The following is a 25,009-nucleotide window of genomic DNA, read 5'->3' as shown; positions in this document are numbered from 1 at the left end:
ATAAGCTTCTGTGAAGATGTTTCCTAAATTATTAGGAGGATATTTGAATGAAGAACACAAAGGTACAAAAAATGGTCGCGGTGTCGTTATTTGCAGCAATGGGGTTGATTTTACAATTTTTCGGTTTTCCAGTTATTCCGGCATTTGGATTTATGAAAGTGGACTTTAGTGATATACCAGTATTGCTAAGTATGTTTTTATATGGGCCATTGGCAGGGATTTTAACGGCGTTGATTCGATCGGTATTGCATTTATTGACTACCGGTGCAGCGGATCCGACAAATATCGTAGGAGATGTCGCAAGCTTTATGGCCACATCAGCTTTTGTTTTACCAATGTATTATTTCTTCCAAGTACGTAAACAATTAACCTTTCATAAAGCATTTGGTGTAGTAACTGGGGTACTTGCGATGACGGTGTTTATGAGTTTAGCGAACTATTTTGTGATTACACCGATGTACTTGTATTTCTTTAATGCTACAGCAACGAACTTTTTAGGGATGTCACTTGCAAAATATGTGGCGATTGGCGTTGTACCATTTAATTTAATTAAAGCATCATTGGTGAGCGTTGTCTTTTTAGCGTTATATGCGAAACTATTACCTTGGTTATCTAAAAAACAAATTGGCACGATTCAATATCGTCAATATTCAAAATAAAAAATAACGAAATCTCTTGTGATAAGGAGATTTCGTTATTTTTTTACGTACATTTAGTTATTCGATTAAGATTGCACGAACGGGGCATTTTTGATAAGCTTTTAAAACAGATGCTGATTCTGCATCCGAAATAAATTGTTTTTTTGCATAAGGTTCTTCTTTAAATAAAACAATGCCTTCTTCATCATAATCAAATACTTGAGGTGCATAGACGGCACATAATCCGCATGCAATGCAGCGTTCTGGAACGAGCGCACATGTCGTATGAGACATTTTCTATTCCTACTTTCTTGAGGTGATCACTTGACTGAATTTATTTTAGCGTTATTACAAAAAAAGAACAAGTTAAAACTGACGACGCTGTATCAAATCTTAATTGGAAAAAAGACCTCTTCTGTCTTAAGTTATGCTTTTTTTATGGATTTACTTCCTTATTTAGGAAGTTTTCCGCAATTGAGTGAAGCTGAATTTCAACAGACGATCAAGAATCTACTCCATGATTCATCGATTGAAGTAAAAGACGGCATGCTTATGATTACAAAAGAGCAAATAACACCTTCTTTTTTAGATGAACAAGAGTATCGTGCAATCAATTATTTTCGTTTTGGAAGAAAAGATGAAACCGCGTGGCGTGTCATTCAATTTTTCATTCAGCAATTGACGACAAAGCACCCAAATGAAACGATTGCGTTAGAAACGACTCCTTACTATACAGAGATCTTACGTAAGCTTAAGCTAGATGATACCGAAAAAATAAAACAGCGTGTTTATGAAGAATTGCAGGAATTATTTTCTAAATTGCCTTCGCAGCAAAGTGATCTATTGGTCGCCACTTTATCGGGTGGTACGATTGCAGGTGAAACATTTTATCAAGTATTTCCTGAAATTGAAACGATCAAAGGCCAACTATATCGTGCTAGTGCATGGCATAATTTATATCACGAATTATTGCAACATAATGACTATGTGTTATACCGTGTGATCAAACAACCTTTTTTAGAAAATCTGAATCAGAGTGTACTTATGACACGTATGGCTTTCTTAGAACAGCAATCGATTGAAACGATCGCCCAAAAACGTCGATTAAAAGAAAGTACGATTCGTGATCACCTGATTGAATGGGCCATTTTAGACGAGCAGTTTCCATTTACTCTATTTCCAATGAAGGTTATCGATGAGCAAGTCTTTTCCGAGGATATTTGGGCAGTTTCCTATAAAGAATTTCAAACGGTACTCGACTTTAAAGATATTGATTTTTTAGTGTATCGACTATACCAAATTAAGAGAAAGCGTGAGTCAGTTGCAAGAAAAAGACTTAGAGAATAAACTAATAGAGTTTTTTGGGTTTGACACGTTTCGTGACGGACAAAAAGAAACGATAGAAGCCTTATTACAGGGACAAGACACGTTGATGCAAGTCCCAACAGGAACAGGAAAAAGTTTGTGTTATCAGTTGACAGGCTATTTACTAGATGGATTAGTCGTTGTGGTGACCCCATTGATTTCACTGATGGAAGATCAAGTACAACGCTTGTTGCAACAAAATGAACAACGCGTAACGTATTTAAATAGCCAACTTTCTAAAGAAGAGCGATATTATATTTTGACGCATTTACAAACATATAAATTTTTATTTGTTAGTCCTGAAATGTTGCATCAACCACGACTGATCCAAGCGTTGAAACAACAGACCATTGCATTATTTGTTGTCGATGAGGCACATTGTATCTCGCAATGGGGAATCGATTTTCGACCAGAATATCGTCAATTACAGCAAATCAAAGAAGAGCTAGGCAATCCTCTAACACTTGCGTTAACCGCGAGTGCAACGCCAACTGTACGTGAAGAAATCAGTACCATGCTATGTCGTCCAGGATATCAGGAAATTGTATATTCTGTGGATCGTCCAAATATTCAATTGTTTGTCAAACATACCGAAGACAAATTTGCTCAATTAAAAGAAGTACTCGCACAAAGTGATGGCGCGACGATCATTTACTGTGCAACACGTAAAAAAGTCGAAGAAGTCTATCGATTTTTAAAAGATGAGTATCTTGTAGGCTATTATCATGGTGGCTTGACGTCAAATGAACGCAGTAGTTTGCAGCAACAATTTCAAAAAAATCAACTGCAAATTTTAATTGCAACCAATGCATTTGGAATGGGGATCGATAAAGCAGATATTCGGGTCGTCATTCATTTTGACTTGCCAGATTCTATTGAGAATTATCTTCAAGAAATCGGTCGTGCTGGTCGCGATGGCAAGGAAAGTTTTGCCTTATTGCTATACCAGGAATTTGATGAACGTATTCATTATTTTTTTCAAGAGAAATTAGCACAAGAGATTCAACAATTTCAGTGGTTACTGAAACAACAGCAACCTGAGCTACTTTTACCTAAACAAGAAACGCTTCATAAGAAATGGCTACGAGCCTATCAGCAAAATGAGATGTTTTTAGTAGAGTTGGAACAATATGAAGGAATCAAAAAACAAAAATTACACGCGATGAAAGCATATATTGACACAACGGATTGCTACCGAACGTATTTATTACAGTATTTTGAAGAAACAGTCATACGCTCCAGTCAACCGTGTTGTAGTTTAGATACTGCGACTTGGCCAAATCAGTCACGTCTAAAACGTGAAGAATTCAAATCTCCATCTTGGATCGTCCGTCTAGCAGAAATTTTTAAAGAAGGTTAACTTTTCAAAAATTTTCTGCATATTTGAAAATAGCTATGGTATAATATTTCGAAGAGATTATCAGGAGGGACCAAGTGTGAACAAGAGAAGCAATCGTTCGGATGAACAAAAAGAACCATGGGAACAACCAATTTACGAAGAAGAAACACAAGAAAATGCATCAAGATCCAACCAGTATCATCAAAAACGTGGCAATACATTATTTCTATCGATTGTCCTTTTTTTACTATTTCTATGTGTCGCGATTCCAACCGTTGTCGGAATTTGGGTACACCAACAAAAAACTGAAGCGGCTAGTTTAGTGAGCAGTAGTAGTTCTGAGGTCGCAAAAGCGTCTAGCAGTACAACGACGACCACTAAAACGAGTTCGACTGAAACAGAATCGACTTCTTCAACAGAAATGACAAGTGAAACAGTTGGAGAGACGCAAACAGAAGAAACACTACCTTCATCTGATGAAAGTAGTCAAGTGAGTGTGCCGGAAGAAACGACACCTTCAAGTTCAGCTGTAGCTGGCGAAACAATTGAAGTATTATCTGGTGAAGGGCCGAACCAAATTGCGGCTCGTGCTGGAATTAGTGTCGAAAAACTTTTGCAATTAAATGGAATGTCAATGGACAACTTTTTCTTTGCTCCAGGCCAACAAGTAAGAATCAAATAAAAACCGCTTGAGCGGTTTTTTTTATGGGATTTTCATAGTTAAAAAGATAAGGATTGATAGTATAATGAAAAAAATTAAAGTCGCAATCGATGGTCCAGCATCATCTGGAAAAAGTACGGTTGCAAAACGACTAGCGAAACAATTTGGATTTATCTACACCGACACAGGAGCGATGTATCGAGCGGTGACGTATTTAGCACTCACATATCACGTTCCTTTTTCTGATGAACAAGCATTGGTCGAATTACTTCATCAGCATCCAATCGAATTTAAACAAACGCAAACAGAACAACAGGTCTTTGTCGATCAAAAAAATATCACGGATGCGATTCGTCAACCAGATGTAACGAATAATGTTTCAGAAGTGGCAACGCATCAAGGCGTTAGAGAAGCCTTAGTTAAACAACAACAACTGATTGCTGAAAATGGTCAAGTCATTATGGATGGTCGCGATATTGGAACGGCTGTTTTACCTGATGCACAAGTAAAAATCTTTTTGGTTGCCAGTGTAACGGAGCGTGCACAAAGACGGTATGCAGAAAATCAAACAAAAGGGATCTTAACTGATTTAGATACACTAACTAAGGAAATCCAACAGCGAGATCATATTGACTCAACACGTGAAATTTCACCTTTAAAACAAGCAGAAGATGCGATATTGGTCGACACGACAGGAAAGTCAATCGATCAAGTAGTCCAAATCATTGCAGAGTATATTCAACAAGCATTATAAAGATTCTTCTATTTTGAGAAGAATCTTTTTTTGGTACTTTAGACCTATGTGTTTTTGCCTCAGGTTTGGCATAATAGTCTTGTAAGCAAGAATGCTTATAAAAAAGTTTAGGAGGCATTTCCATGAATGAAAGAAAACGAATTTTAGACTTGGTGAAAAAAGGTGTCCTTTCAACGGAAGAAGCCTTAGATTTATTAGAAGGCATTGCACAAGATAAAGATGCTTCTCAAATCGAAAAGGCTGCTGAACAAGTTCAAGCCAAGAAAGCCGAAGCACAACCGACAGATGAATCTGAATTTATAGATGAACAAGAATCAGAAGACTTAGAGGCGATTTTAGATGAATTAGCGAGTCAAACCACTTCGATTTCTGCTTCTTTAGATCAAGTCCAAGAACAAATGAATTTTGTAACGAAAGAACGTCAAACGATTAAAGATACGTTAACTGAATACTATACTCACGAAGAATTAGAAGAAGTATCGGATGAAGAAATCAAGGTTCGTGAACGTTTAGAAGATGAAGTCAAACAATTGGATCATCAACTAACCAAATTACATCAACAAAAACGCGAACTAGAAGAACAGATGAAAGAAATCCGTCGTGAGCAATGGATCTATTCAAAAGAAAAAATGAGTCAAAAATTTGATATTCCAGAAGACTGGAAAGAACAAGCGACTGAAAAACTGACGAATGCTAGCGAAAAAGTAGTCAAACATGGAACAAAATTTAGTAAAGTACTATTACGTACGTTGCAAAATGTTTCCGATTCGATTAGTGAAAATGTAGAGTGGAAAGATTTCCATGTGAAAGTACCTGGGGTGGCTTCAACAAAATTTGACAAAGAATTTGTTTTTGATGCTACACCTGCGACGATTTTAGACGTGAAAATCGCAAACGGCGCGATCGTATTGAAACGTTGGTCAGAAGATTTTGTTAAAGTCGACGCAAAAATCAAATTATATGGAAAATTCCATTCAGAAAATGCGGAAGAATTATTTGCAGAACGTAGTCAAATTGAAGTCGATAACGAAGCTATACGTTTACACATCCCAAATAAACGTGTACGTGCGGATTTAGTAGTTTTCTTGCCTGATCAAACATATGATCACGTTGCAATCAAGATGTTAAATGGAACAATCATAGTAGATGAGTTGACAGCAAAAGATGTGTACATGAAAACGACAAATGGTGATATTCAACTACACCATATCGACGCAACCATGTTAGAATTAGAAGGAGTCAACGGATCTATCGGAATCGAAGCAGGAACGATTCGGGATACTGTGATCGAAAATATTAACGGTGCCATCATCGTAACTACGACACCAGAAACAGCCCTACTGTCTTTAGTCAATGGTGATATCAAGCTAACCTTTGAACAAGAAAATCTACGTAAATTACAAGCTTCTTCTGTTAATGGAGATGTGAAAGTGGCACTTCCCGTTACATTAGGTTTAGCAGGTGAAGCAAAAACAAATATTGGTGCTGTTCAAAGTCGAATGACCGGTTATGAGATTATTCGTGAAAAACGTGAAAAAATGAACCAGTTACTTGAATTTGAACGCGTGATGGATCATATGGCGCAAATCGATGTGTCTACAACAACAGGTAGTGTATACTTAAAAGACACGGACCAATAAGATAAATTGAAAGAATAGAAAGGTGATAATTATGAAAAAACGGTTAACAAAATCTTCAGATAATCGAGTAGTCTCAGGGGTATTAGGGGGGATTGCAGAATATTTTGGCTTTGATCCAACCATCGTAAGGGTCATCTATATTGTTCTTTCCTTGATGTCGACAGGATTCCCTGGGATCTTGCTTTATATTGGTTTAGCGATCATCATGCCAAATGCGCAAACACGTCGTACGAATTACGGCCATGATAATCTATATTACCAAAACAACACACGTTCTAGAGAGCGTAAAGAAGCTGAAAAAGTAGACCCTAATGAAACGAAAGATGAAGATTGGAGCGATTTCTAGTGAACTATATGCAACGACTGATCATGAATGTGTTAACATTTATTTCGCTTTCGGTATTGTTGCCTCAAATGGTTCACGTACAAAGTTTATGGACGGCATTACTGGCAAGTATCATCTTATCGGTACTAAATGCATTCTTACGTCCAATCTTATTGTTTCTAACATTCCCTTTGACTTTTTTGACTTTAGGATTGTTTAGTTTTGTAGTCAATGCGGCGATTTTACAAATCACGTCTAGTGTCGTTGGTGCAACAAAATTTGGTTTTTCTTCTTTTGGAGCAGCGTTATTAGTAGCAGTTATCATGTCTTTGATCAATATGATCGTGACCGAGCATCGTCTACAAAAATTAGAGTAAACACATGCATATCGCTTGCGGTATGCATGTTTTTTTATAAAAAACGAAATATCCACGATAGATGATAGGAATTTCACACATACAATGATAAAATATAACAGTATTAAGCATAGAAAGAGAGGTCTAACTATGACAGAATCAGTGAAGATTAGTGAATTAACACAAGCACTGAATTTAGAAATTGTAACAGGCAATGAAATTGCATTAGAAAAAGAAATTTTTACCGGTGATATTTCTCGACCAGGTTTGGAATTGACTGGCTATTTTTCTTATTATTCAAATGATCGTTTGCAATTGTTTGGCAATAAAGAAATTACCTTTGCCGAGCGTATGATGCCAGAAGAGCGCTTGATGATTTTACGTCGCTTATGCTCTGATGACACACCAGGATTTATTGTATCTAGAGGACTTGAGATACCAGACGAGATGATCCAAGCGTGTGAAGAACATCAAATCCCGATTTTACGTTCAAAAGTGTCCACCTCCCGCTTATTAGGTGAAATTTCAAGTTACTTAGAAGAACAATTGGCTACACGTACGAGTATCCATGGTGTATTAGTGGATGTTTATGGATTAGGTGTGTTGATTCAAGGAGACAGTGGAATCGGAAAAAGTGAAACAGCTTTAGAATTGATCAAACGCGGACACCGTTTGATTGCCGACGATCGAGTGGATGTCTTTAAAAAAGACGATTTGACGCTAGTAGGAGAACCCCCAAAAATCTTAGAACATTTAATCGAGATTCGCGGGATCGGGATTATCGATGTGATGAACTTATTTGGTGCGAGTGCTGTGCGTGGTTCGATGCAAGTCCAACTAGTTGTGTATCTAGAAAATTGGGCTAAAGATAAACAATATGATCGTTTGGGAAGTGCTGATGAATCGATTTATATTGGATCAGTTCAGATCCCACAAATCAAGATTCCTGTAAAAACAGGACGAAATGTTGCGATTATTATTGAAGTAGCTGCGATGAATCATCGTGCGCGCTCAATGGGATTTGATGCAACGAAATCATTTGAACAACGCTTAAGTCGTTTGATTGAAGAAAATTCAGCGGAATAAAGGAGCGTTATAAATGATAGGATATGTCAATCGTGTAGCATTTGAATTATTTGGCTTGTCGATTTATTGGTATGCGGTGATCATTATCTCAGGAGTGGTCATTGCGATGGTATTAAGCTCAAGAGAAGCTGAGCGTGTCGGGATGAAAGCCGATGATGTGACGGATTTCATGTTGGTTGGATTGCCGTTATCCTTTATAGGTGCTAGATTATACTATATTTTATTTGATCTACAACCTTATTTGGCAGATCCGATTCAAGTCTTTAATATTCGTTCAGGTGGACTAGCGATTTATGGTGGATTGATTGTTGGGGGCATTTGGTTGTATTATTTTTGCTCACGTCATTTTATCTCCGTGTGGACGTTTTTAGATATTGCCGCACCGAGTGTGATGATTGCGCAATCGATTGGTCGTTGGGGGAATTTTATGAACCATGAAGCTTTTGGTGGCGAAACGACCAAAGCTTTTTTACAATCGCTACATCTTCCACAGTTTATCATCGAGAATATGTATATCGATGGCGCTTACCGCCAACCGACATTTTTATATGAATCTGTATGGACATTCATCGGATTTATTGTCTTGCTTTTTTTACGTAAAAAAACAGGATTGTTAAAACGAGGAGAAGTGGCATTAAGCTATGTGATTTGGTATAGCTTTGGCCGTATGTTTATTGAAGGAATGCGAACAGATAGCTTATATCTAGTAGGTTCGATTCGTGTGTCACAATTGTTATCGTTTATTTTGTTAGTTGGCGCAATTGGTGTCTTTATTTGGCGTCGTAAACAAAATAAACAATTAAAATCATATGATCGTAGTCACTGGAAAAATCAGTGGATCGTGTAAAGGTGAGGAAAAAAATGAATCAACAAAAGATAGCTGTCCTAGGCGCTGGATCTTGGGGAACAGCATTAGCCCAAGTATTGGCAGAAAATGGACACAGCGTAACCTTATGGGGCAATAATGAAGCGCAAATTGCTGAAATTAAGGAGCATCATACAAATACACGTTATCTTCCCGACCTGGTGCTGTCTTCTAGTATCCAAGCAGAAACGGACTTAGATAAAGCCATTGCAGATACCGATGCGATTTTATTTGTTGTTCCAACAAAAGCAATGCGTGAGGTGGCCAAAAATGTTGCCGCACGATTAACTCATCGTCCACAAATCATTCATGCCTCAAAAGGATTAGAACAACATACTCATACTCGAATTTCGGAAGTATTGGCGCAAGAAATACCTGAAACAAAGCGTCAAGAGATTATCGTTTTATCTGGACCAAGTCATGCAGAAGAAGTGTCTAGACGAGACATTACAACCATTACAGCGGCATCGACAAATGAACAAGCTGCTGCATATGTTCAAAAGTTGTTTATGAATGATTATTTTCGCATTTATACCAATCCAGACGTGATTGGCGTTGAAACTGGGGCGGCATTAAAAAATATCATTGCGATCGGTGCAGGAGCACTTGTAGGGCTTGGCTTTGGGGATGATGCTAAAGCCGCCATCATGACGCGGGGATTAGCTGAAATTAGTCGGTTAGGAGTTGCAATGGGGGCAGATCCGTTAACCTTTATTGGATTAAGTGGTGTCGGGGATCTCATCGTAACGTGTACGAGTGTTCATTCTCGAAATTGGCGTGCTGGCCATCTTCTAGGTCAAAACCATTCTTTAGATGAAGTATTAGAAAATATGGGAATGGTCGTTGAAGGAGTGGCGACAACCAAAGCTGCTAAAGAATTGGCTGAAGAATTACAAGTCGAAATGCCGATTACGGAAACAATTTATCAAGTGTTGTATGAAAGAAAAGATATTCAAGTCGCGCTAAAAGAGATCATGTTGCGCGATGGTAAAATTGAAAATGAATTTTCTATTGAAGACTAAAGGAGCCGTTTAAATGAAAGTAAGAAAAGCAATTATTCCAGCAGCAGGATTAGGAACTCGATTTTTACCTGCAACCAAAGCGATGGCAAAAGAAATGTTGCCGATCGTAGATAAACCCACGATTCAGTTTATCGTTGAAGAAGCATTAAAATCAGGAATCGAAGATATTTTGATCGTGACCGGTAAAGGGAAACGTCCAATCGAAGATCACTTTGATGCAAATCTTGAATTAGAAATGAATCTAAAAGAAAAAGGAAAATCTGAACTATTAAAATTAGTGGAAGAAACCACTGAAGTGAATTTACATTTTATTCGCCAATCACATCCTTTAGGTCTAGGGCATGCTGTTCTTCAAGCCAAAGCTTTTGTGGGCAATGAGCCATTTGTCGTGATGCTAGGGGATGATTTAATGGAAGATGAAGTTCCGTTAACGCAACAATTGATCAATGACTATGAAGTGACACATGCATCAACGATTGCTGTGATGAATGTACCACATGAAGAAACGGTTAAATACGGCATCATCAATCCTGGGGAACAAGTAGAACCTGGATTGTACAATGTGAAAAACTTTGTCGAAAAACCAAGCACACCAGATGAAGCCCCAAGTGATTTAGCGATTATTGGTCGTTACTTGTTAACGCCTGAGATTTTCCAAGTATTAGAAACACAAAAGCCAGGTGCAGGAAATGAAATTCAGTTGACGGATGCAATTGATGAATTAAACCGCACTCAACGTGTATTTGCACGTGAATTTTTGGGAAAACGTTCTGATGTGGGCGATAAATTTGGATTTATGAAAACAAGTATCGAATATGGATTGACGCATCCTGAAGTAAAAGAAAACTTAACGCAGTTTATTATTGAATTGGGACAAGAATTGAGTGCAAAACAGCCAAAAGCGATGAAAAAAGAAGAAAAATCCGAAGACGCATAGTTTATATTTGTCGAAAAATCATGGAAATGCTATGCTTATTTTAAATAGTCTATGGAAGGGAGTGTTGGTATGTCAATGGGAGAAATCGCAGCATTGATTGCGGCGTTAGCTTTTGTTGTATTGGTATTTTTTGTTATTCGCTTATTAGCGAAAGTATCGCAAACAGTGGATAAAGTACAAAAAACAGTGGATTTAGCAAACGAGACCATCACGGTTGTGACAAAAGATGTCGATGTATTGTCTCGTGAGGTCGAAGGCTTATTGGTTAAAAGTAACGAATTGCTAATCGATGTAAATGGTAAAGTGGCGACAATCGATCCTTTATTTACAGCAGTCGCTGATTTAGGAACTTCCGTTTCAGATTTAAACTACTCTAGTCGTAACTTGTTAACGCGTGTGAGTTCATTAGGACGCACAACGGCCAAAGCAACAGTTGCGGGTAAAGTTGGACAAGCGGCGTCAAAATATTTTTCAAAAAATAAAGAAACAGCGAAATAAAAGGAGGAATTTTCATGGGTAAAACAAGTGGATTTTTATTAGGTGCAATTATTGGTGGAACAGCTGCAGCTGCTGCAGCATTACTATTAGCTCCAGAATCAGGTAAAGAAATTCGTGGGAAGTTAGCTAAACAAGTCGATGATTTAATGGATGCTGCTTCAGATTATACCGATGTTGCAAAAGATAAAGGAATGGACTTAGCAGAAATCGCAAAAGATAAAGCTAGCCAATTGGCGCAACAAGCAGATGGTCTAGCGAGTACGATCAAAGGCAAAACAGAAGAGGCAAACGATGACATGATGGATACAGCTTCTGAGTTAACGGATGAAGTGAAAAAACAAACGGATGAATTATCAGATCGTTTCAAAAAAACAGCAGCTGATGTAACAGAACAAAGCAAAGAGCATGCACAAGATATCTTTATTGAAGTTGATGAAGCAGCAAAAGATGCAAAAGAAACCGTTAAAGAAGGTAAAGAAGAGGCCAAAGCGGTTACAAGCGATGCCACTAACGAAACAAAAGACATCACAGAAAAGTTACAAAACGAAATTAAAGAAGAAGCAAATCATTAAGCAATCAAAAAACATCTCGGCTAAAATTAGCCGAGATGTTTTTTTAATCAAGTTGTAATAGTTCTTTTGATGTTTTTGTAAACGAATGGCAACCGTCTTTTGTGACATAGACACAGTCTTCGATTCGAACGCCCACTTCATTCGGAATATAAATACCTGGTTCCAAAGAAAAACACATGCCTTCTTCAATCACTAAATCATTTCCAGCAACAAGCGACGGATATTCGTGAACAGAAGCCCCGATCCCATGTCCTAAGCGATGATTGAAATACTCACCATATCCATAGCTTTCAATAACATCTCGAGCGATTTGATCCAATTGACTTGCTTTGATTCCTGGTCGTACCGCTTTTTGTGCCGTCAGTTGTGCTTCTAATACGATTGCGTGAATCTTCGCTTGTAAAGCAGTAGGTTTTTTAAACGAGACTGTACGTGTCGCATCTGAGCAGTAGCCATTTGCGATTACGCCTAAATCAAATAAAACCAATTCATTTGGTGCGATTTTTCGCGCCCCAGGAGTACCGTGAGGATTTGCAGCATTGTCACCAGCAAGTACAAGCGTATCAAAAGACATATGAGAAATCCCTTGTTTTTTTAATTGATACTCGATTTCCGCTACGATTTCTTGTTCACTAATCCCTTCTCTAACGGCCTGAAAGCCAATTTCAAAGGCTACATCTGCCCAAGAACCAGCAACTTGTAATTTTTCGATTTCAGCAGCCGTCTTTACAAGTTGCATTGCTTGAATTTGAGGTGTCAAATCAAATTCAAAGGCTGTTGTATCAAATAAAGCAGTCAATTGTTCGAAACGGTCCAATGTAAGTGCACCTTTTTCTAGTGCCATTTGTTTTGGTGTGCCGTATCGTGCAAGAATTTCGTGTTTGATTTTTTTGAAAGGGGATTCGCTATCTAAATAGCCAACAACATCGTAAAGAAAACCGCTATGTTCAGCTTCCTTGACATCAAGTGCAGGTGTGAATAAAAAAGGCTCTCCATTAGCTGGAACAAATAATGCTAATATCCGTTCATGTGGTTCGCTCTCAAATCCAGTAAAATACGCAATCGATTCAGGATTTGTGAGATAGGCTAAGGAAATATCCTGTTGTGTTAACCAAGTGGTCAATTCGTTTAATTTTGTCTTGTTCATATAAAATGAGCCTTCTTTCTATATCGAGTCATCTTATTTTAGCATTGATTTTAGATGGTGGCTAGAAAGTAAATTTCATGAAAGTCGTAATAAAACGGTTGCATAATGTCTGTTTTTTTGCTATTCTTAATAGGAAATGTAAATAAGATTTTCTGAAAAAATATAAGAACGGAGCACTATCATGGAAAAACAAACCATTACGATTTATGATGTAGCCCGCGAAGCAAATGTTTCAATGGCCACAGTTTCTCGTGTAGTAAACGGAAACCCAAATGTAAAACCTGTTACACGAAAAAAAGTTTTAGAGGTAATCGATCGTTTAGATTACCGTCCTAATGCAGTTGCTAGAGGGCTTGCAAGTAAGAAAACGACTACCGTTGGGGTTATTATTCCTAACGTCAGCAATATGTTTTTCTCTTCTCTAGCACGTGGTATCGATGATGTTGCAACGATGTATAAATACAATATTATTTTAACCAATTCAGATGGTGAAAGTGCGAAAGAAGTTTCTGTACTAAACAACTTATTGGCTAAACAAGTCGATGGAATCATCTTTATGGGCCATCATATTACAGATGAGATCCGTGGAGAGTTTTCACGTTCGAAAACACCCGTAGTTTTAGCAGGATCAATTGATCCAGACGAACAAGTTGGAAGTGTAAATATCGATTACACAGCCGCAACGAAAGATGCTGTAAGTTTACTTGCAAAAAATGGCAACGAAAAAATCGCATTTATCAGTGGTGCGTTGATTGATCCAATTAATGGACACAATCGTTTAACAGGATACAAAGAAGCTTTGAAAGAAGCGGATTTGGCTTATAATGAAGGATTGATCTTTGAAACACCTTATAGTTTTAAAGATGGTTTAGCTTTAGTCGATCGTTTATTAAATAGTGGAGCAACGGCGGCTTACGTGACGGATGATGAACTTGCGATCGGGATCTTAGATGGATTATTAGATCGCGGTATCAACGTGCCAGAAGAGTTTGAGATTATCACAAGTAATAATTCATTGTTGACTGAAGTTGCTCGTCCACGTTTGACAAGTATCAGCCAACCTTTATATGACTTGGGTGCAGTTTCAATGCGTCTATTAACAAAATTAATGAACAAAGAAGAAGTAGAAGAAAAAACCATTACACTACCATATCATATCGTAGAAAAAGGATCTTCTAAATAAAAAAAAGATGTGCCAATTGGCACATCTTTTTTAGTTACTTGGAATACGTGGGGCAATCGTTCTCCAGTAATTAAGATAATCAGCATCTGTTCCACCGATTCCAAATTTAAACGTACTATCTTTCACGCCATCTTTTGCCCAATAAGAAGTCGTAGTGTCTCTTGGAACACTCACTTTATAATTATTGATCGTCACATTATTGACTAATTTTTCACCAGTAAATGTAGCGACTTTTTCTTTTTTCACACTATTATCTAGTGTGAATTTCTCAGATACACCCACGACATCTGGGTTTGCTTGATAGATCGCATTTGCTAAGTAAGCCATATAATTTGCTTGGCGTTTCCCAGCACCGGAATCAGAAGGAGTACTATCGTCATGACCAGTCCAACTACTTAAGGTAATTGAAGGAGTTGAGACAATAAGCCATGAATCTTTATAATCATTAGTAGTACCGGTTTTTCCGATCCAATCAGCTGAAGCTAGGGTACCATTTACGGAACCTAAAACACTCTTATAAGGAGTAGTGATCTTGCTATCTAAAACACTACGCATTAAATCGTTCATAATGGAAGCAGTTGCTTTAGAATAGACTTGGACTGGTTTTTCATCGTATTTATATACTACTTTACCAGTAGAATCAGTGATCGTATCGATCATATGTCCTTTTTGATAGGCTCCACCGTTGGCTAAAGTCTGGAAACCAGCAGTTTGTTCTAAGACAGTAATATCCATTACCCCTAAAGGTGCTGATTTATAGCTCCATTGATCTAAATCGGGATAATCCATTTTTGATAGATATTGATCGTAAACAAAACGATCGTCTTTTGCATTTGCCAAAACGGCTTGATACGTCTGATAAGCCGGAATATTATTTGACCAAGAGATTGCATCACGAACCGTTTGGAAAGTGTTCATATTGATTTGTGTTGCATTGACCACCGCATCTCCGCTATCATCACCTTCACCGCCCCAATTGGTTTCATAATTGGATATTCGAGACTCCGAACCGATTAATCCTTGATCGATTGCCGGTCCATAGACTAATGCAGGTTTAATTGCCGAAGCTGCTTGACGTTTAGATACGAAAGCATGGTCAAATTGATTCGTTGAAAAGTCACGTCCACCAACAAAACCTAAAATCTTACCGGTCTTATTGTCCATTAAGATATTCCCAACTTGTGTCTCTACACCAGTGTCATCATCTAGTAAGTAGCCATTTGCAGCTACAGCTTCTTGCATCGCCTGATAGATTGCTGGATCGATCGTCGATTTTACTGTATAGCCTCCTGAAGCCATTTTTTGTTCTGCAAGTTCTTCATAGGAGTTCTTGACACTTTCTTTTTGATAATCTTGCTTGCTGACTTTAGCTTGTGTCGCGAGTTCTTGTGCTAACACTTCTTTTGCTTGATCTAAGACGGCATAATACAGATAACTTTGTTCATTTTGATTGGCCTGTGCTTGCGGTAAAAAGTCTTTTGCTAAGTCATAATTTTTTTCATCTTCATATTCTTGCTTGGTGATCGCTTTCGTGCGATACATGCTAAACAAGACAAAGTCTTTTCGTTTCAGACCAAGCGAGACATCTTCTTTGATTGATCCATCAGCGTTATAAGGACTATAACTGATTGGACTTTGAGGAAGTCCGGCAATAAATGCCGCTTGTGCAAGATTTAATTCATTAGGTTGAACACCAAAAATCCCTTCAGCAGCTTCTTGGACACCCGCAATATTTTGTCCTTTATTGTTACGTCCAAATGGGGAAACATTCAAATACATCGTGACGATCTCATCTTTTGAAAAAACATCATCGACTTGTCTAGATAAAATAATCTCATTTGCTTTACGCTTGAAGGTCGTTTCATTTGTCAGCATTTGTTGTTTGACTAACTGCTGAGTTAATGTTGAGCCTCCGCTACTCCCAATTCCAGTTACTTCGGAAACTAATGCACGTAACACGGCTTTTGGAACAAATCCATTGTGTTCATAAAAATTTTCATCTTCTGTTGCAACGATGGCTTTCTTTAGTAAATCTGAAATTTGATCAGATTTGACAGTCGTCCGTTGTAAATCAGAGTTAACGGTTGCGATGATGTCATTATTTGCATACGTCAATGTCGAGGTTTGCGAGATGTTTCCTAGTTCTTGTTGCAGTGTGCTTTTACTAGGCAGTTTTGTGTCTTCTACTAAAAAGGCAAAATAACCCACACCGATTCCAAGGCCAAGTGACGCTGCAAATATTCCAATACAAAGTACAAATAATATCAAGGATTGGATCACGCGCATTGTTACATTAAAATAAAATAAGCCACCAGAGGAACGAGGTGTTTTTCTTGTGTTCTTTGTTACTTTTTTTTGTGCCAAAATGGTCACCTCAATTTTCATATTATTCTGTATGATTATATCAAAAAATGAATTAGATGGATAGGTGGACGTTTGAGTAGAAAATGAGAAGAATTTGCATTAGATGCTTTTCTTTATTAAAAATATCAGTTAATATGGAGAATGACTACGCCGTAAGGGGGAAAAAATATGAGTTCTGACTTTTTTCAAGAACTAAAAGACCGTGGCTTGGTATTTCAAACTACCGATGAAGCTGCGTTAGAAAAACAACTTAATGAGGAATCCGTAAAATTATATGTTGGATTTGATCCTACAGCCGATAGCTTACATATTGGACATCTACTACCAGTATTGATGCTTCGTCGTTTTCAACAAAATGGACATGTGCCGATTGCATTAGTTGGTGGCGGTACCGGTATGATTGGTGATCCTTCATTTAAGGATCAAGAACGCCAATTAAACACATTAGATATTGTTCAACAATGGTCGGATCAAATCAAAAACCAACTGTCACGCTTTATTGATTTTGAGAGTGAGACTACTCCTGCGATCATTGCCAATAACTATGATTGGCTAGGCGAAATTTCAATGATCGATTTTTTACGTGATGTCGGTAAAAACTTCACGATCAATTACATGATGAGTAAAGAAAGTGTAAAACGTCGTATCGAAAGCGGTATTTCATATACTGAATTTGCATACCAATTGTTGCAAGCATATGATTTTCTAAAACTATATGAAACACATGGTTGTCTATTGCAACTAGGTGGTAGCGATCAATGGGGAAATATCACATCAGGAATCGAATTATTACGTCGTGAAAAAGAAGTCCAAGGATTTGGACTAACTATGCCATTGATCACGAAAGCCGATGGAACAAAATTTGGGAAAACAGAAGGCAATGCGGTTTGGTTAGATGCTGAAAAAACAACGCCTTATGAATTTTACCAATTTTGGATCAATACAGATGATCGTGATGTCATCAAATTCTTAAAATACTTCACGTTTTTATCATTAGAAGAAATCGCTGCGATCGAACAAGAATTTCTTGCTGCACCAGAAACACGGGTTGCACAAAAAGCTTTGGCTAAAGAAGTGACGACACTTGTTCATGGAAAAGAACGTTACGAACAAGCCGTACGTATCTCTAATGCGTTGTTTAATGGTGAAATCAAACAATTGACAGGTGAGGAAATCACGCAAGGGTTTAAAGATGTACCGACTTACCAAGTGAAAGCAGAAGACTCTGAACAATTATTAGAGTTACTGATTGCAGCTAACATTGCTTCTTCAAAACGTCAAGCACGTGAAGATTTACAAAATGGTGCGATTTATGTCAATGGAGATCGTGTTCAGGAACTAGAATATACGATTACATCAGACGATAAATTAGCCGACCAATTTGTGGTGATTCGTCGTGGAAAGAAAAAATATTTCTTATTAACATTTTAAAAAGTGTGCGCTAAATAGCGCACCTTTTTTTACGAAGGGAGCAGATTATGAGAATTGGATCACACGTTTCCATGAGTGGAAAAGACATGTTGCTCGCTTCAGCAAAAGAAGCAGCAAGTTATGATGCAACAACGTTTATGATTTATACTGGAGCACCTCAAAATACACGCCGTAAGCCAATTGAAGAATTAAATATTGAGGCCGGAAAAGCCTTTATGGAGTCACATGACTTAGGTGATATCGTTGTCCACGCACCTTATATCATTAACCTAGGCAATACGATCAAACCCCAAAATTTTGGCTTTGCAATTGATTTTTTACGTGAAGAAATTCGACGTGCTCAAGCGCTAGGTGCTACACAAATCACCTTACATCCAGGTGCACACGTAGGTGAAGGCGCAGATGCTGGAATCAAACAAATCATCAAAGGGTTGAACGAAGTCTTAGATAAAGATCAAATTCCACAAATCGCACTTGAGACGATGGCTGGAAAAGGAACCGAAATCGGACGAACATTTGAAGAATTAGCCCAAATCATTGAGGGAGTTACCTTGAATGAAAAATTATCGGTTACATTAGATACCTGTCACACGAATGACGCTGGCTACAATATTCGTGAAGATTTCGATGGGGTATTAAACGAGTTTGATCATATTATTGGATTAGATCGCTTGAAGGTCCTCCATGTCAATGATTCAAAAAATCCACAAGGGTCTCATAAAGACCGTCATGCCAATATCGGATTTGGAACGATTGGCTTTGAGGCATTAAATCACGTCGTTCATCATCCACAATTACTAACGTTACCTAAAATTTTAGAAACACCTTACGTTGGGGAAGATAAAAAGACAAAACGTGCACCATATAAACGCGAAATTGAGATGTTTCGGACGCAAACATTTGATCCACAGATGATCGAAAAGATCCAAGCGGAAATTTTAGAAGGTTAACTTTTGATTTTTGGATTGTTTTTATTTTATTTTCTAGTAAAATAGAAAATTGAGAGTGCATTCAAGAAAGGAGTGTTTGCGAAATGTGGTACGTATTAGTGGCAATTGTTGCATTGGCTTTAGGAGCTGTAGGTGGCTTTTTCTTAGCGCGTAAATATATGCAAGATTACTTGAAAAAAAATCCTCCAATCAACGAGGATATGTTACGTTCAATGATGATGTCGATGGGGCAAAAACCATCTGAGAAAAAAATTCGTCAAATGATGCAACAAATGAAAAATCAAAAATAATTGATTTGAACGCGAGCTGATATTTTAGTTCGCGTTTTTCTGACGCTAAAAGGAGTGAAGCAAGGTGTCGATATTTAAAAAGTTAGGGTGGTTTTTTAAAGCCGAAAGAAAACACTATATCATTGGCATTATCGCCTTGATCGTAGTGGCGATCGTCCAATTGATCCCGCCTAAAATTATTGGTGTGATCATCGATGAAATCGATGGGCGTGTGTTGACGCGTTCACGTTTAGTGATGTGGATCAGTATTTTAGTGATTGCGGCGATTTTACAATATGTTTTCCGTTTTATTTGGCGGACAAATATTTGGGGAAGTGCTGCGCGTTTAGAACGAAGCTTACGCGAGCGCCTGTTTCGTCACTTTACGAAAATGGATCATGAATTTTACCAACAACATCGTACCGGAGATCTAATGGCGCATGCGACAAATGATGTGAGTGCGGTTCAAAACGTTGCTGGAGCAGGAATCTTAACCTTTGCTGATTCGTTGATCACCGGGATTTCGACAATCGTCGCCATGGTATTATTTGTAGATTGGCGTTTGACGATTTTAGCGATGATCCCATTACCCTTACTAGCCGTAACATCTCGGGTTTTAGGGTCAAAAATTCACGCAGCGTTTCGTGAATCCCAAGCTGCTTTTTCAACTATCAATGATAAAGCCCAAGAAAGTATCACCGGAATGAAAGTCATCAAAACATTTGGTCAAGAACAAGAAGATATCGCTGACTTTGAAACGAAGATCGAACACGCGATTGTTAAAAATCAACGGGTCAATCGTTTAGATGCGTTATTTGATCCGGCCATTACTTTGATCATTGGACTTTCTTATGTCTTGACGATCATTATTGGAGGTCGCTATGTCATGAATGGAACCATTACAATTGGACAATTGGTTTCGTTTGTGAGTTATATCGGGATGTTGGTGTGGCCAATGTTTGCGATCGGACGCTTGTTTAATGTGATCGAACGCGGAAATGCCAGTTATGATCGCATCGAAGCGCTCCTTGCGCATCAAACGCATATTATCGAAGAAAAACATGGGATCAAAACGAAGGCTCATGGAGATTTGACGATTGCGATCAATGAATTTCATTACCCTAAACAAAAAGCCATTGCGCTACAAGAGATTCAAATTACCCTAAAAGAAGGCCAGACGTTAGGACTAGTTGGAAAGACCGGAGCGGGAAAAACGACACTGTTGAAATTATTATTGCGTGAATACGATCATTTTGATGGCAAGATTTTATTTGGCCAACATGGATTGAGTCAATATACCTTAGATGCGTTGTTGCAATCGATTGGGTATGTCCCGCAAGATCATTTCTTGTTTTCAATGACGATTTTAGACAATATTCGCTTTGCTAACCCGACTTTACCCAAAGAACAAGTCTATCAAGCAGCGAAAATAGCGGCGATTCATGAAGATATCTTGCAATTACCAGAAGGCTATGACACGATGGTCGGCGAACGAGGGGTGTCCTTATCTGGTGGTCAAAAGCAACGGTTGTCGATTGCTCGGGCTTTAGTCGTTCGACCGGAACTGTTGATTTTAGATGATGCTTTATCGGCAGTGGATGCAAAAACCGAAGAAAAAATCTTAACTCAACTACGCACAGCACACCATCGACAAACGACGATTATCGCTGCGCATCGTTTAAGTAGCGTGATGCATGCAGATGAGATCGTAGTCCTTGATGAAGGGAAGATTACTGAACGTGGGACACATCACGAGTTGTTGGCGTATGATGGGTGGTACCGTAAGATGTGGGAAAAACAACAACTCGAAGCAAAAATTGAAGGAGGAGAAGCCTAATGGAAAAACAGTCAGAATGGTCCAAATCCTTGCCTTTGAAAGAACAACTCGTAATCATTAAACGAATGCTCAAATTTACCAAAGCCTATCGCAAGACGTATCTAATTGCGATTGGATTTTCTTTAGCTTTAGCGATCGTAAATATCTTGATGCCAAAAGTATTACAATATTTGATCGATAATTATTTGACGACTAAATCCGCTACAACACAAATCATTCTCTTTTTTGGTTTGTTGTATCTGATTGGGACACTGTTGAAAGCCGTCATTTGGTTTTTCCAAAGTTATTTGTATTCGATGGCCTCGCTCAAAACGTTACAACATGTACGTTTAGTGCTATTTAAAAAGTTACACACACTTGGTATGCGCTACTTTGATCAAACACCGGCTGGATCGATCGTATCCCGAGTATCCAACGATACCGAGTCGCTTAATGAATTTTGGTATGTCTTTTTAACTGTTATTACGGGTGTGTTTGCTGTCGTGTCGTCATTTATCGCGATGTTTCAAATCAATGCGAAAATTGCCTGTATCAATTTATTGTTTTTGCCGATCTTATTATTTGTGATTTGGTATTATCAAAAATACAGCTCGAAAATCTATCGTCAAATGCGTGAACGTTTGAGCCAGTTAAATACCAAGTTGAACGAATCGATCTCGGGAATGAGTATTATCCAACAGTTTCGGCAAGAAGAGCGTTTGAATCGTGAATTTGAAGCGACAAATAATGATTATTTGGCTACACGTTTTGCGATGATTCGTACAAATTCTTTGCTTTTGGCCCCAATTATTAATTTATTATATGCTCTAGCAGTAGCAGTTTCGTTGAGTTTATTTGGGATCGACGCGATGCAGTCTCCGATCGAAGTTGGCTTGATCTATGCTTTTACAACGTACGTATCGAGCTTTTTTAATCCGATGACTCAAATGATGGATTCATTAAGTGTTTTTACAGATGGAATCGTAGCCAGTAGCCGGATCTTAGCGATATTAGACCATGAAGAAGCAACGCCACAACCTTATGCAAAAGCCGACGCTACTGTGACCCAAGGGAAAATCGAATTTCGTCATGTGACGTTTTCTTATGATGGGCAACATCCGGTATTAAAAGATATCTCGTTTATTGCCTATCCAGGACAAACGGTAGCCTTGGTCGGGCATACGGGTAGTGGAAAAAGTTCGATTATCAATGTATTGATGCGTTTTTATGAATTTGGTGAAGGACAAGTCTTAATCGATGATCGTGATATTCGCGAATTTTCGTTAACGGAGTTGCGTGAAAAATTAGGATTAGTACTACAAGATGCCTTCTTATTTTATGGAGATATCAGTGACAATATTCGTCTGATGAATCCAAAAATCACACAATTTGAAGTCGAAGAAGCCGCTCGATTTGTACAAGCGGACACGTTTATTCAAAAATTACCTGGCGGGTATCAGGCTAAAGTAATCGAACGTGGTGCGGGATATTCTAGCGGGCAACGCCAATTGATTTCATTTGCGCGAACGATCGTTACGCAACCGAAAATTTTGATTTTAGATGAAGCAACCGCTAATATCGATACCGAAACAGAAGGATTCATTCAAGAAGGCTTACAAAATATGCGCCGTGGTCGAACGACGATCGCCATCGCTCATCGCTTGTCGACCATTAAAGATGCTGATTTGATTTTAGTGTTAGATCACGGGAAAATCGTAGAACGTGGGACACATGAACAATTGATCGAGCAAATGGGGCTTTATGCCGACATGTATGCTCTACAAAGTGCAGAAGTCTAAAAAAGGAGAACGACAGACGTCGTTCTCCTTTTTTTTTATAAAATTGCTTCGATATCAGCAGTTGCGTCTAATGGCGATGTTTGTGGGCCATAGCGTTTGATGACATGTCCGTCTTTATCGACTAAAAATTTTGTGAAATTCCATTTGATAGCATCAGATAACATGCCGCCTTGAGCTTTTTTTAAATAGGTGAATAAAGGATGGGCTTCTTTTCCATTTACGGCAATGATCTCATGCATTGGAAAACTTACGCCGTAGGAAAGACGGCAGCTTTCAGCAGCCTCTTGGCCATCGCTGACTTCTTGATGGAACTGATTTGATGGAAAGCCGAGTACCACAAATCCTTGGTCTTGGTATTTTTTATACAATGCTTCTAGATCAGAAAACTGTCCTCTTAAACCACACTTTGTCGCTGTATTGACGATCATCATCGCTTGTCCTTTGTATCGTTCGAGTGTGTACGGATTACCTGATTCATCTACTACTTCAATATCATAAATTGTTGTCATATTATACCCTCCAGTACGAAATCAGTATAGCTTTAGTATACACAAAAACTAAAGAAATACCCACGAATTAAGCCAGTTCGACTTCTTCTTTTTGATCTAGTACGGCTTTAGAACGCCATACCCCAGAGCGCCAGCGATAAATCATCAACAGGCTTCGTAAGAGTTCATCGATCGCGTAGGCAATCCAAACTCCCACCAACCCCCAAGCTACAGGAATCGCCAGTAGATAAGAAAAAGGTAAACTAATGACCCAAAGGACGATCAAACTACAAATCAGTGGATATTTCACATCACCACTAGCATTTAATGAGCCCACTAAGATCATATTGATCGAACGAACTGCTTCTAATAAAATTTCGACTAAAAAGACTTGTTTGGCAATCGCAATCACGGTTTCATCGGTTGTAAAAATACCCATGATCGGTTCAATAAAGAGATAGGTCAATATACAAATGATCACCGAAGCACTCACACCAATAATCATTGAACGCATCCCACGTGTATACGCGCGATCGAATTCTTTAGCCCCAACATGACGACCGATCATGATTTGATTTCCTTGGCTTAGTGCTGCGGCAATCAGATAGACAAATTGGGAAATTGCCGTAATGTAGGATTTTGCAATTAATACACTTGCTCCAAGCGAAGCTACAATCATGGTTACGACCACTTGGGCACCTTGATAAGATAAAGACTCTCCTGAAGAAGGTAGGCCATAAGTTAAAATTTGTTTCATCCGACCAAATGAAAAACGTGACAGCGACAATTCCTTCAATGAATAATAAATATGTTTGTTCAATAAGACGACGGCAATGCATAAACCGATAAAATTGCCGAATACACTTGACCAAGCCAAACCAGCGACACCAAAACTTGGTAAGCCGAAGGGGCCGTAAAGTGCAAAATAATTGCCAACTACAGCTAAAATACTAGCAGTCATCGGAATCAACAGCGCAGGTTTTGTATACCCATGTGTACGTAAAACCGCAATAATGACTGCAGATAGTGCTGAAATCACTAAACTACCACCAAAAATTTGTAGATAGTCTTGTCCAATGTCAATTAGATCTGGTGTTAAATTCATCATATGCAGTAGTGGGTTAGAAAATAAGATAAACGTCAAACTGATCAATAAGCCGATTGCTAATGCACTAAATAAACTTGTATTAATCACTTCTTTTATTTCATGATTGCGTCTAGCACCAAGTAATTGTGCAATAATGATTTGAGTACCAACCGTCACAAAACCATAGATAAAGATCGATAAATTCAATAATTGGTTGGCGGCACCTACAGAAGCTACCGCAGGTTCTGAATAATGAGAAATCATCCAAACATTGATATTTCCGATTACGACACGAAGAAAAAATTCAATAAAAATAGGCCAGCTTAGAAATAATAATTCAGAATCGGACGACGTAAGACGAAATAATTTGGGCACGAGCAGGTTCCTTTCTTTTGAACACGACTTAGCAATAACTTC

At 38.3% G+C, this 25,009-nt stretch carries 25 protein-coding genes; 20 read left to right on the top strand and 5 right to left on the bottom strand.

All coding sequences use genetic code 11. The features are described from left to right. Window positions 1-47: 47 nt before the first annotated feature. Window positions 48-659, top strand: a complete 612-nt coding sequence (locus I573_RS09365) for an ECF transporter S component (RefSeq protein ID WP_016185252.1) — start codon at window positions 48-50, stop codon at window positions 657-659. Window positions 660-716: 57 nt separating this feature from the next. Here I573_RS09365 and I573_RS09360 read toward each other — a convergent pair whose 3' ends face one another. Continuing rightward, a complete protein-coding gene (locus I573_RS09360) occupies window positions 717-932 on the bottom strand; it encodes a ferredoxin (RefSeq protein WP_016185253.1) in 216 nt (71 codons plus the stop codon). Between the two features lie 30 nt (window positions 933-962). Between I573_RS09360 and I573_RS09355 the strand changes: the two genes are divergently transcribed. The 13 genes from I573_RS09355 to I573_RS09295 all read left to right on the top strand — a co-directional run bounded on the left by I573_RS09355 (window position 963) and on the right by I573_RS09295 (window position 12,058). Beyond that, the gene (locus tag I573_RS09355; protein WP_016185254.1) at window positions 963-1,985 is read left to right on the top strand and encodes a helix-turn-helix domain-containing protein; all 1,023 of its coding nucleotides are present in this window, start codon (window positions 963-965) and stop codon (window positions 1,983-1,985) included. Then, on the top strand, window positions 1,951-3,363 hold the full coding sequence (locus I573_RS09350) for a RecQ family ATP-dependent DNA helicase (RefSeq protein WP_016185255.1): 1,413 nt from the start codon (window positions 1,951-1,953) through the stop codon (window positions 3,361-3,363). The genes I573_RS09355 and I573_RS09350 overlap by 35 nt, the downstream gene beginning before the upstream one ends. Before the next feature lie 76 nt (window positions 3,364-3,439). Further along, window positions 3,440-4,024, top strand: coding sequence for an SAG1386/EF1546 family surface-associated protein (locus I573_RS09345; protein ID WP_016185256.1), 585 nt, complete (start codon window positions 3,440-3,442; stop codon window positions 4,022-4,024). Between the two features lie 64 nt (window positions 4,025-4,088). Further along, a complete protein-coding gene (gene cmk, locus I573_RS09340) occupies window positions 4,089-4,757 on the top strand; it encodes a (d)CMP kinase (RefSeq protein WP_016185257.1) in 669 nt (222 codons plus the stop codon). 122 nt (window positions 4,758-4,879) lie between these two features. After that, window positions 4,880-6,397, top strand: a complete 1,518-nt coding sequence (liaX, locus tag I573_RS09335; RefSeq protein ID WP_016185258.1) for a daptomycin-sensing surface protein LiaX — start codon at window positions 4,880-4,882, stop codon at window positions 6,395-6,397. A 31-nt stretch (window positions 6,398-6,428) separates the two neighbouring features. After that, entirely contained in the window at window positions 6,429-6,743 is a 315-nt protein-coding gene (locus I573_RS09330; protein ID WP_016185259.1) for a PspC domain-containing protein, read from the top strand. Next, window positions 6,743-7,099, top strand: coding sequence for a phage holin family protein (locus tag I573_RS09325; protein WP_016185260.1), 357 nt, complete (start codon window positions 6,743-6,745; stop codon window positions 7,097-7,099). Before I573_RS09330 ends, I573_RS09325 begins: the two co-directional genes overlap by 1 nt. Before the next feature lie 129 nt (window positions 7,100-7,228). After that, window positions 7,229-8,164 carry an HPr(Ser) kinase/phosphatase gene (gene hprK, locus I573_RS09320; protein WP_016185261.1) on the top strand — a complete coding sequence of 312 codons (936 nt, stop codon included), beginning with the start codon at window positions 7,229-7,231 and terminating at the stop codon, window positions 8,162-8,164. Window positions 8,165-8,177: 13 nt separating this feature from the next. Beyond that, entirely contained in the window at window positions 8,178-9,011 is an 834-nt protein-coding gene (gene lgt, locus I573_RS09315) for a prolipoprotein diacylglyceryl transferase (RefSeq protein WP_016185262.1), read from the top strand. Window positions 9,012-9,025: 14 nt separating this feature from the next. After that, entirely contained in the window at window positions 9,026-10,051 is a 1,026-nt protein-coding gene (locus I573_RS09310) for an NAD(P)H-dependent glycerol-3-phosphate dehydrogenase (protein WP_016185263.1), read from the top strand. A 13-nt stretch (window positions 10,052-10,064) separates the two neighbouring features. After that, a complete protein-coding gene (gene galU / locus I573_RS09305; protein ID WP_016185264.1) occupies window positions 10,065-10,988 on the top strand; it encodes a UTP--glucose-1-phosphate uridylyltransferase GalU in 924 nt (307 codons plus the stop codon). Between the two features lie 69 nt (window positions 10,989-11,057). Further along, complete coding sequence (locus I573_RS09300; protein ID WP_016185265.1) at window positions 11,058-11,486, top strand: DUF948 domain-containing protein; 429 nt, start codon at window positions 11,058-11,060, stop codon at window positions 11,484-11,486. A gap of 14 nt (window positions 11,487-11,500) precedes the next feature. Next, window positions 11,501-12,058, top strand: coding sequence for a YtxH domain-containing protein (locus tag I573_RS09295; RefSeq protein ID WP_016185266.1), 558 nt, complete (start codon window positions 11,501-11,503; stop codon window positions 12,056-12,058). Window positions 12,059-12,101: 43 nt separating this feature from the next. Here the strand turns inward: I573_RS09295 and I573_RS09290 are convergent, their stop codons facing one another. Then, complete coding sequence (locus I573_RS09290) at window positions 12,102-13,205, bottom strand: M24 family metallopeptidase (protein WP_016185267.1); 1,104 nt, start codon at window positions 13,203-13,205, stop codon at window positions 12,102-12,104. Window positions 13,206-13,386: 181 nt separating this feature from the next. Here I573_RS09290 and ccpA point away from each other — a divergent pair, with 181 nt between their 5' ends. Then, window positions 13,387-14,388 (top strand): catabolite control protein A, encoded by a 1,002-nt coding sequence (gene ccpA, locus I573_RS09285; protein ID WP_016185268.1) that lies wholly within the window; start codon window positions 13,387-13,389, stop codon window positions 14,386-14,388. A gap of 30 nt (window positions 14,389-14,418) precedes the next feature. Here the strand turns inward: ccpA and I573_RS09280 are convergent, their stop codons facing one another. Then, on the bottom strand, window positions 14,419-16,773 hold the full coding sequence (locus I573_RS09280; RefSeq protein WP_425387054.1) for a transglycosylase domain-containing protein: 2,355 nt from the start codon (window positions 16,771-16,773) through the stop codon (window positions 14,419-14,421). Window positions 16,774-16,920: 147 nt separating this feature from the next. Between I573_RS09280 and tyrS the strand changes: the two genes are divergently transcribed. The 5 genes from tyrS (at window position 16,921) to I573_RS09255 (ending at window position 23,017) form a co-directional block, all read left to right on the top strand. Further along, window positions 16,921-18,183 carry a tyrosine--tRNA ligase gene (gene tyrS / locus I573_RS09275; protein WP_016185271.1) on the top strand — a complete coding sequence of 421 codons (1,263 nt, stop codon included), beginning with the start codon at window positions 16,921-16,923 and terminating at the stop codon, window positions 18,181-18,183. A gap of 47 nt (window positions 18,184-18,230) precedes the next feature. Further along, window positions 18,231-19,133, top strand: a complete 903-nt coding sequence (locus tag I573_RS09270; protein WP_016185272.1) for a deoxyribonuclease IV — start codon at window positions 18,231-18,233, stop codon at window positions 19,131-19,133. Between the two features lie 83 nt (window positions 19,134-19,216). Beyond that, window positions 19,217-19,423, top strand: a complete 207-nt coding sequence (locus I573_RS09265) for a YneF family protein (protein WP_016185273.1) — start codon at window positions 19,217-19,219, stop codon at window positions 19,421-19,423. Between the two features lie 64 nt (window positions 19,424-19,487). Further along, a complete protein-coding gene (locus tag I573_RS09260) occupies window positions 19,488-21,239 on the top strand; it encodes an ABC transporter transmembrane domain-containing protein (protein WP_016185274.1) in 1,752 nt (583 codons plus the stop codon). Then, on the top strand, window positions 21,239-23,017 hold the full coding sequence (locus tag I573_RS09255) for an ABC transporter ATP-binding protein (RefSeq protein ID WP_016185275.1): 1,779 nt from the start codon (window positions 21,239-21,241) through the stop codon (window positions 23,015-23,017). The genes I573_RS09260 and I573_RS09255 overlap by 1 nt, the downstream gene beginning before the upstream one ends. Window positions 23,018-23,052: 35 nt before the next feature. Here I573_RS09255 and I573_RS09250 read toward each other — a convergent pair whose 3' ends face one another. Together I573_RS09250 and I573_RS09245 are read right to left on the bottom strand one after the other, a co-directional pair. Continuing rightward, on the bottom strand, window positions 23,053-23,526 hold the full coding sequence (locus I573_RS09250; protein ID WP_016185276.1) for a glutathione peroxidase: 474 nt from the start codon (window positions 23,524-23,526) through the stop codon (window positions 23,053-23,055). A gap of 67 nt (window positions 23,527-23,593) precedes the next feature. Beyond that, complete coding sequence (locus I573_RS09245; protein WP_016185277.1) at window positions 23,594-24,967, bottom strand: MATE family efflux transporter; 1,374 nt, start codon at window positions 24,965-24,967, stop codon at window positions 23,594-23,596. Between the last annotated feature and the right edge of the window lie 42 nt (window positions 24,968-25,009).

The organism is Enterococcus sulfureus ATCC 49903 (assembly GCF_000407605.1).
GTDB classification, from domain to species: domain Bacteria; phylum Bacillota; class Bacilli; order Lactobacillales; family Enterococcaceae; genus Enterococcus_G; species Enterococcus_G sulfureus.
Note: the sequence above shows the minus strand (reverse complement) of the source record. Positions and strands in the feature narration are given on the sequence as shown.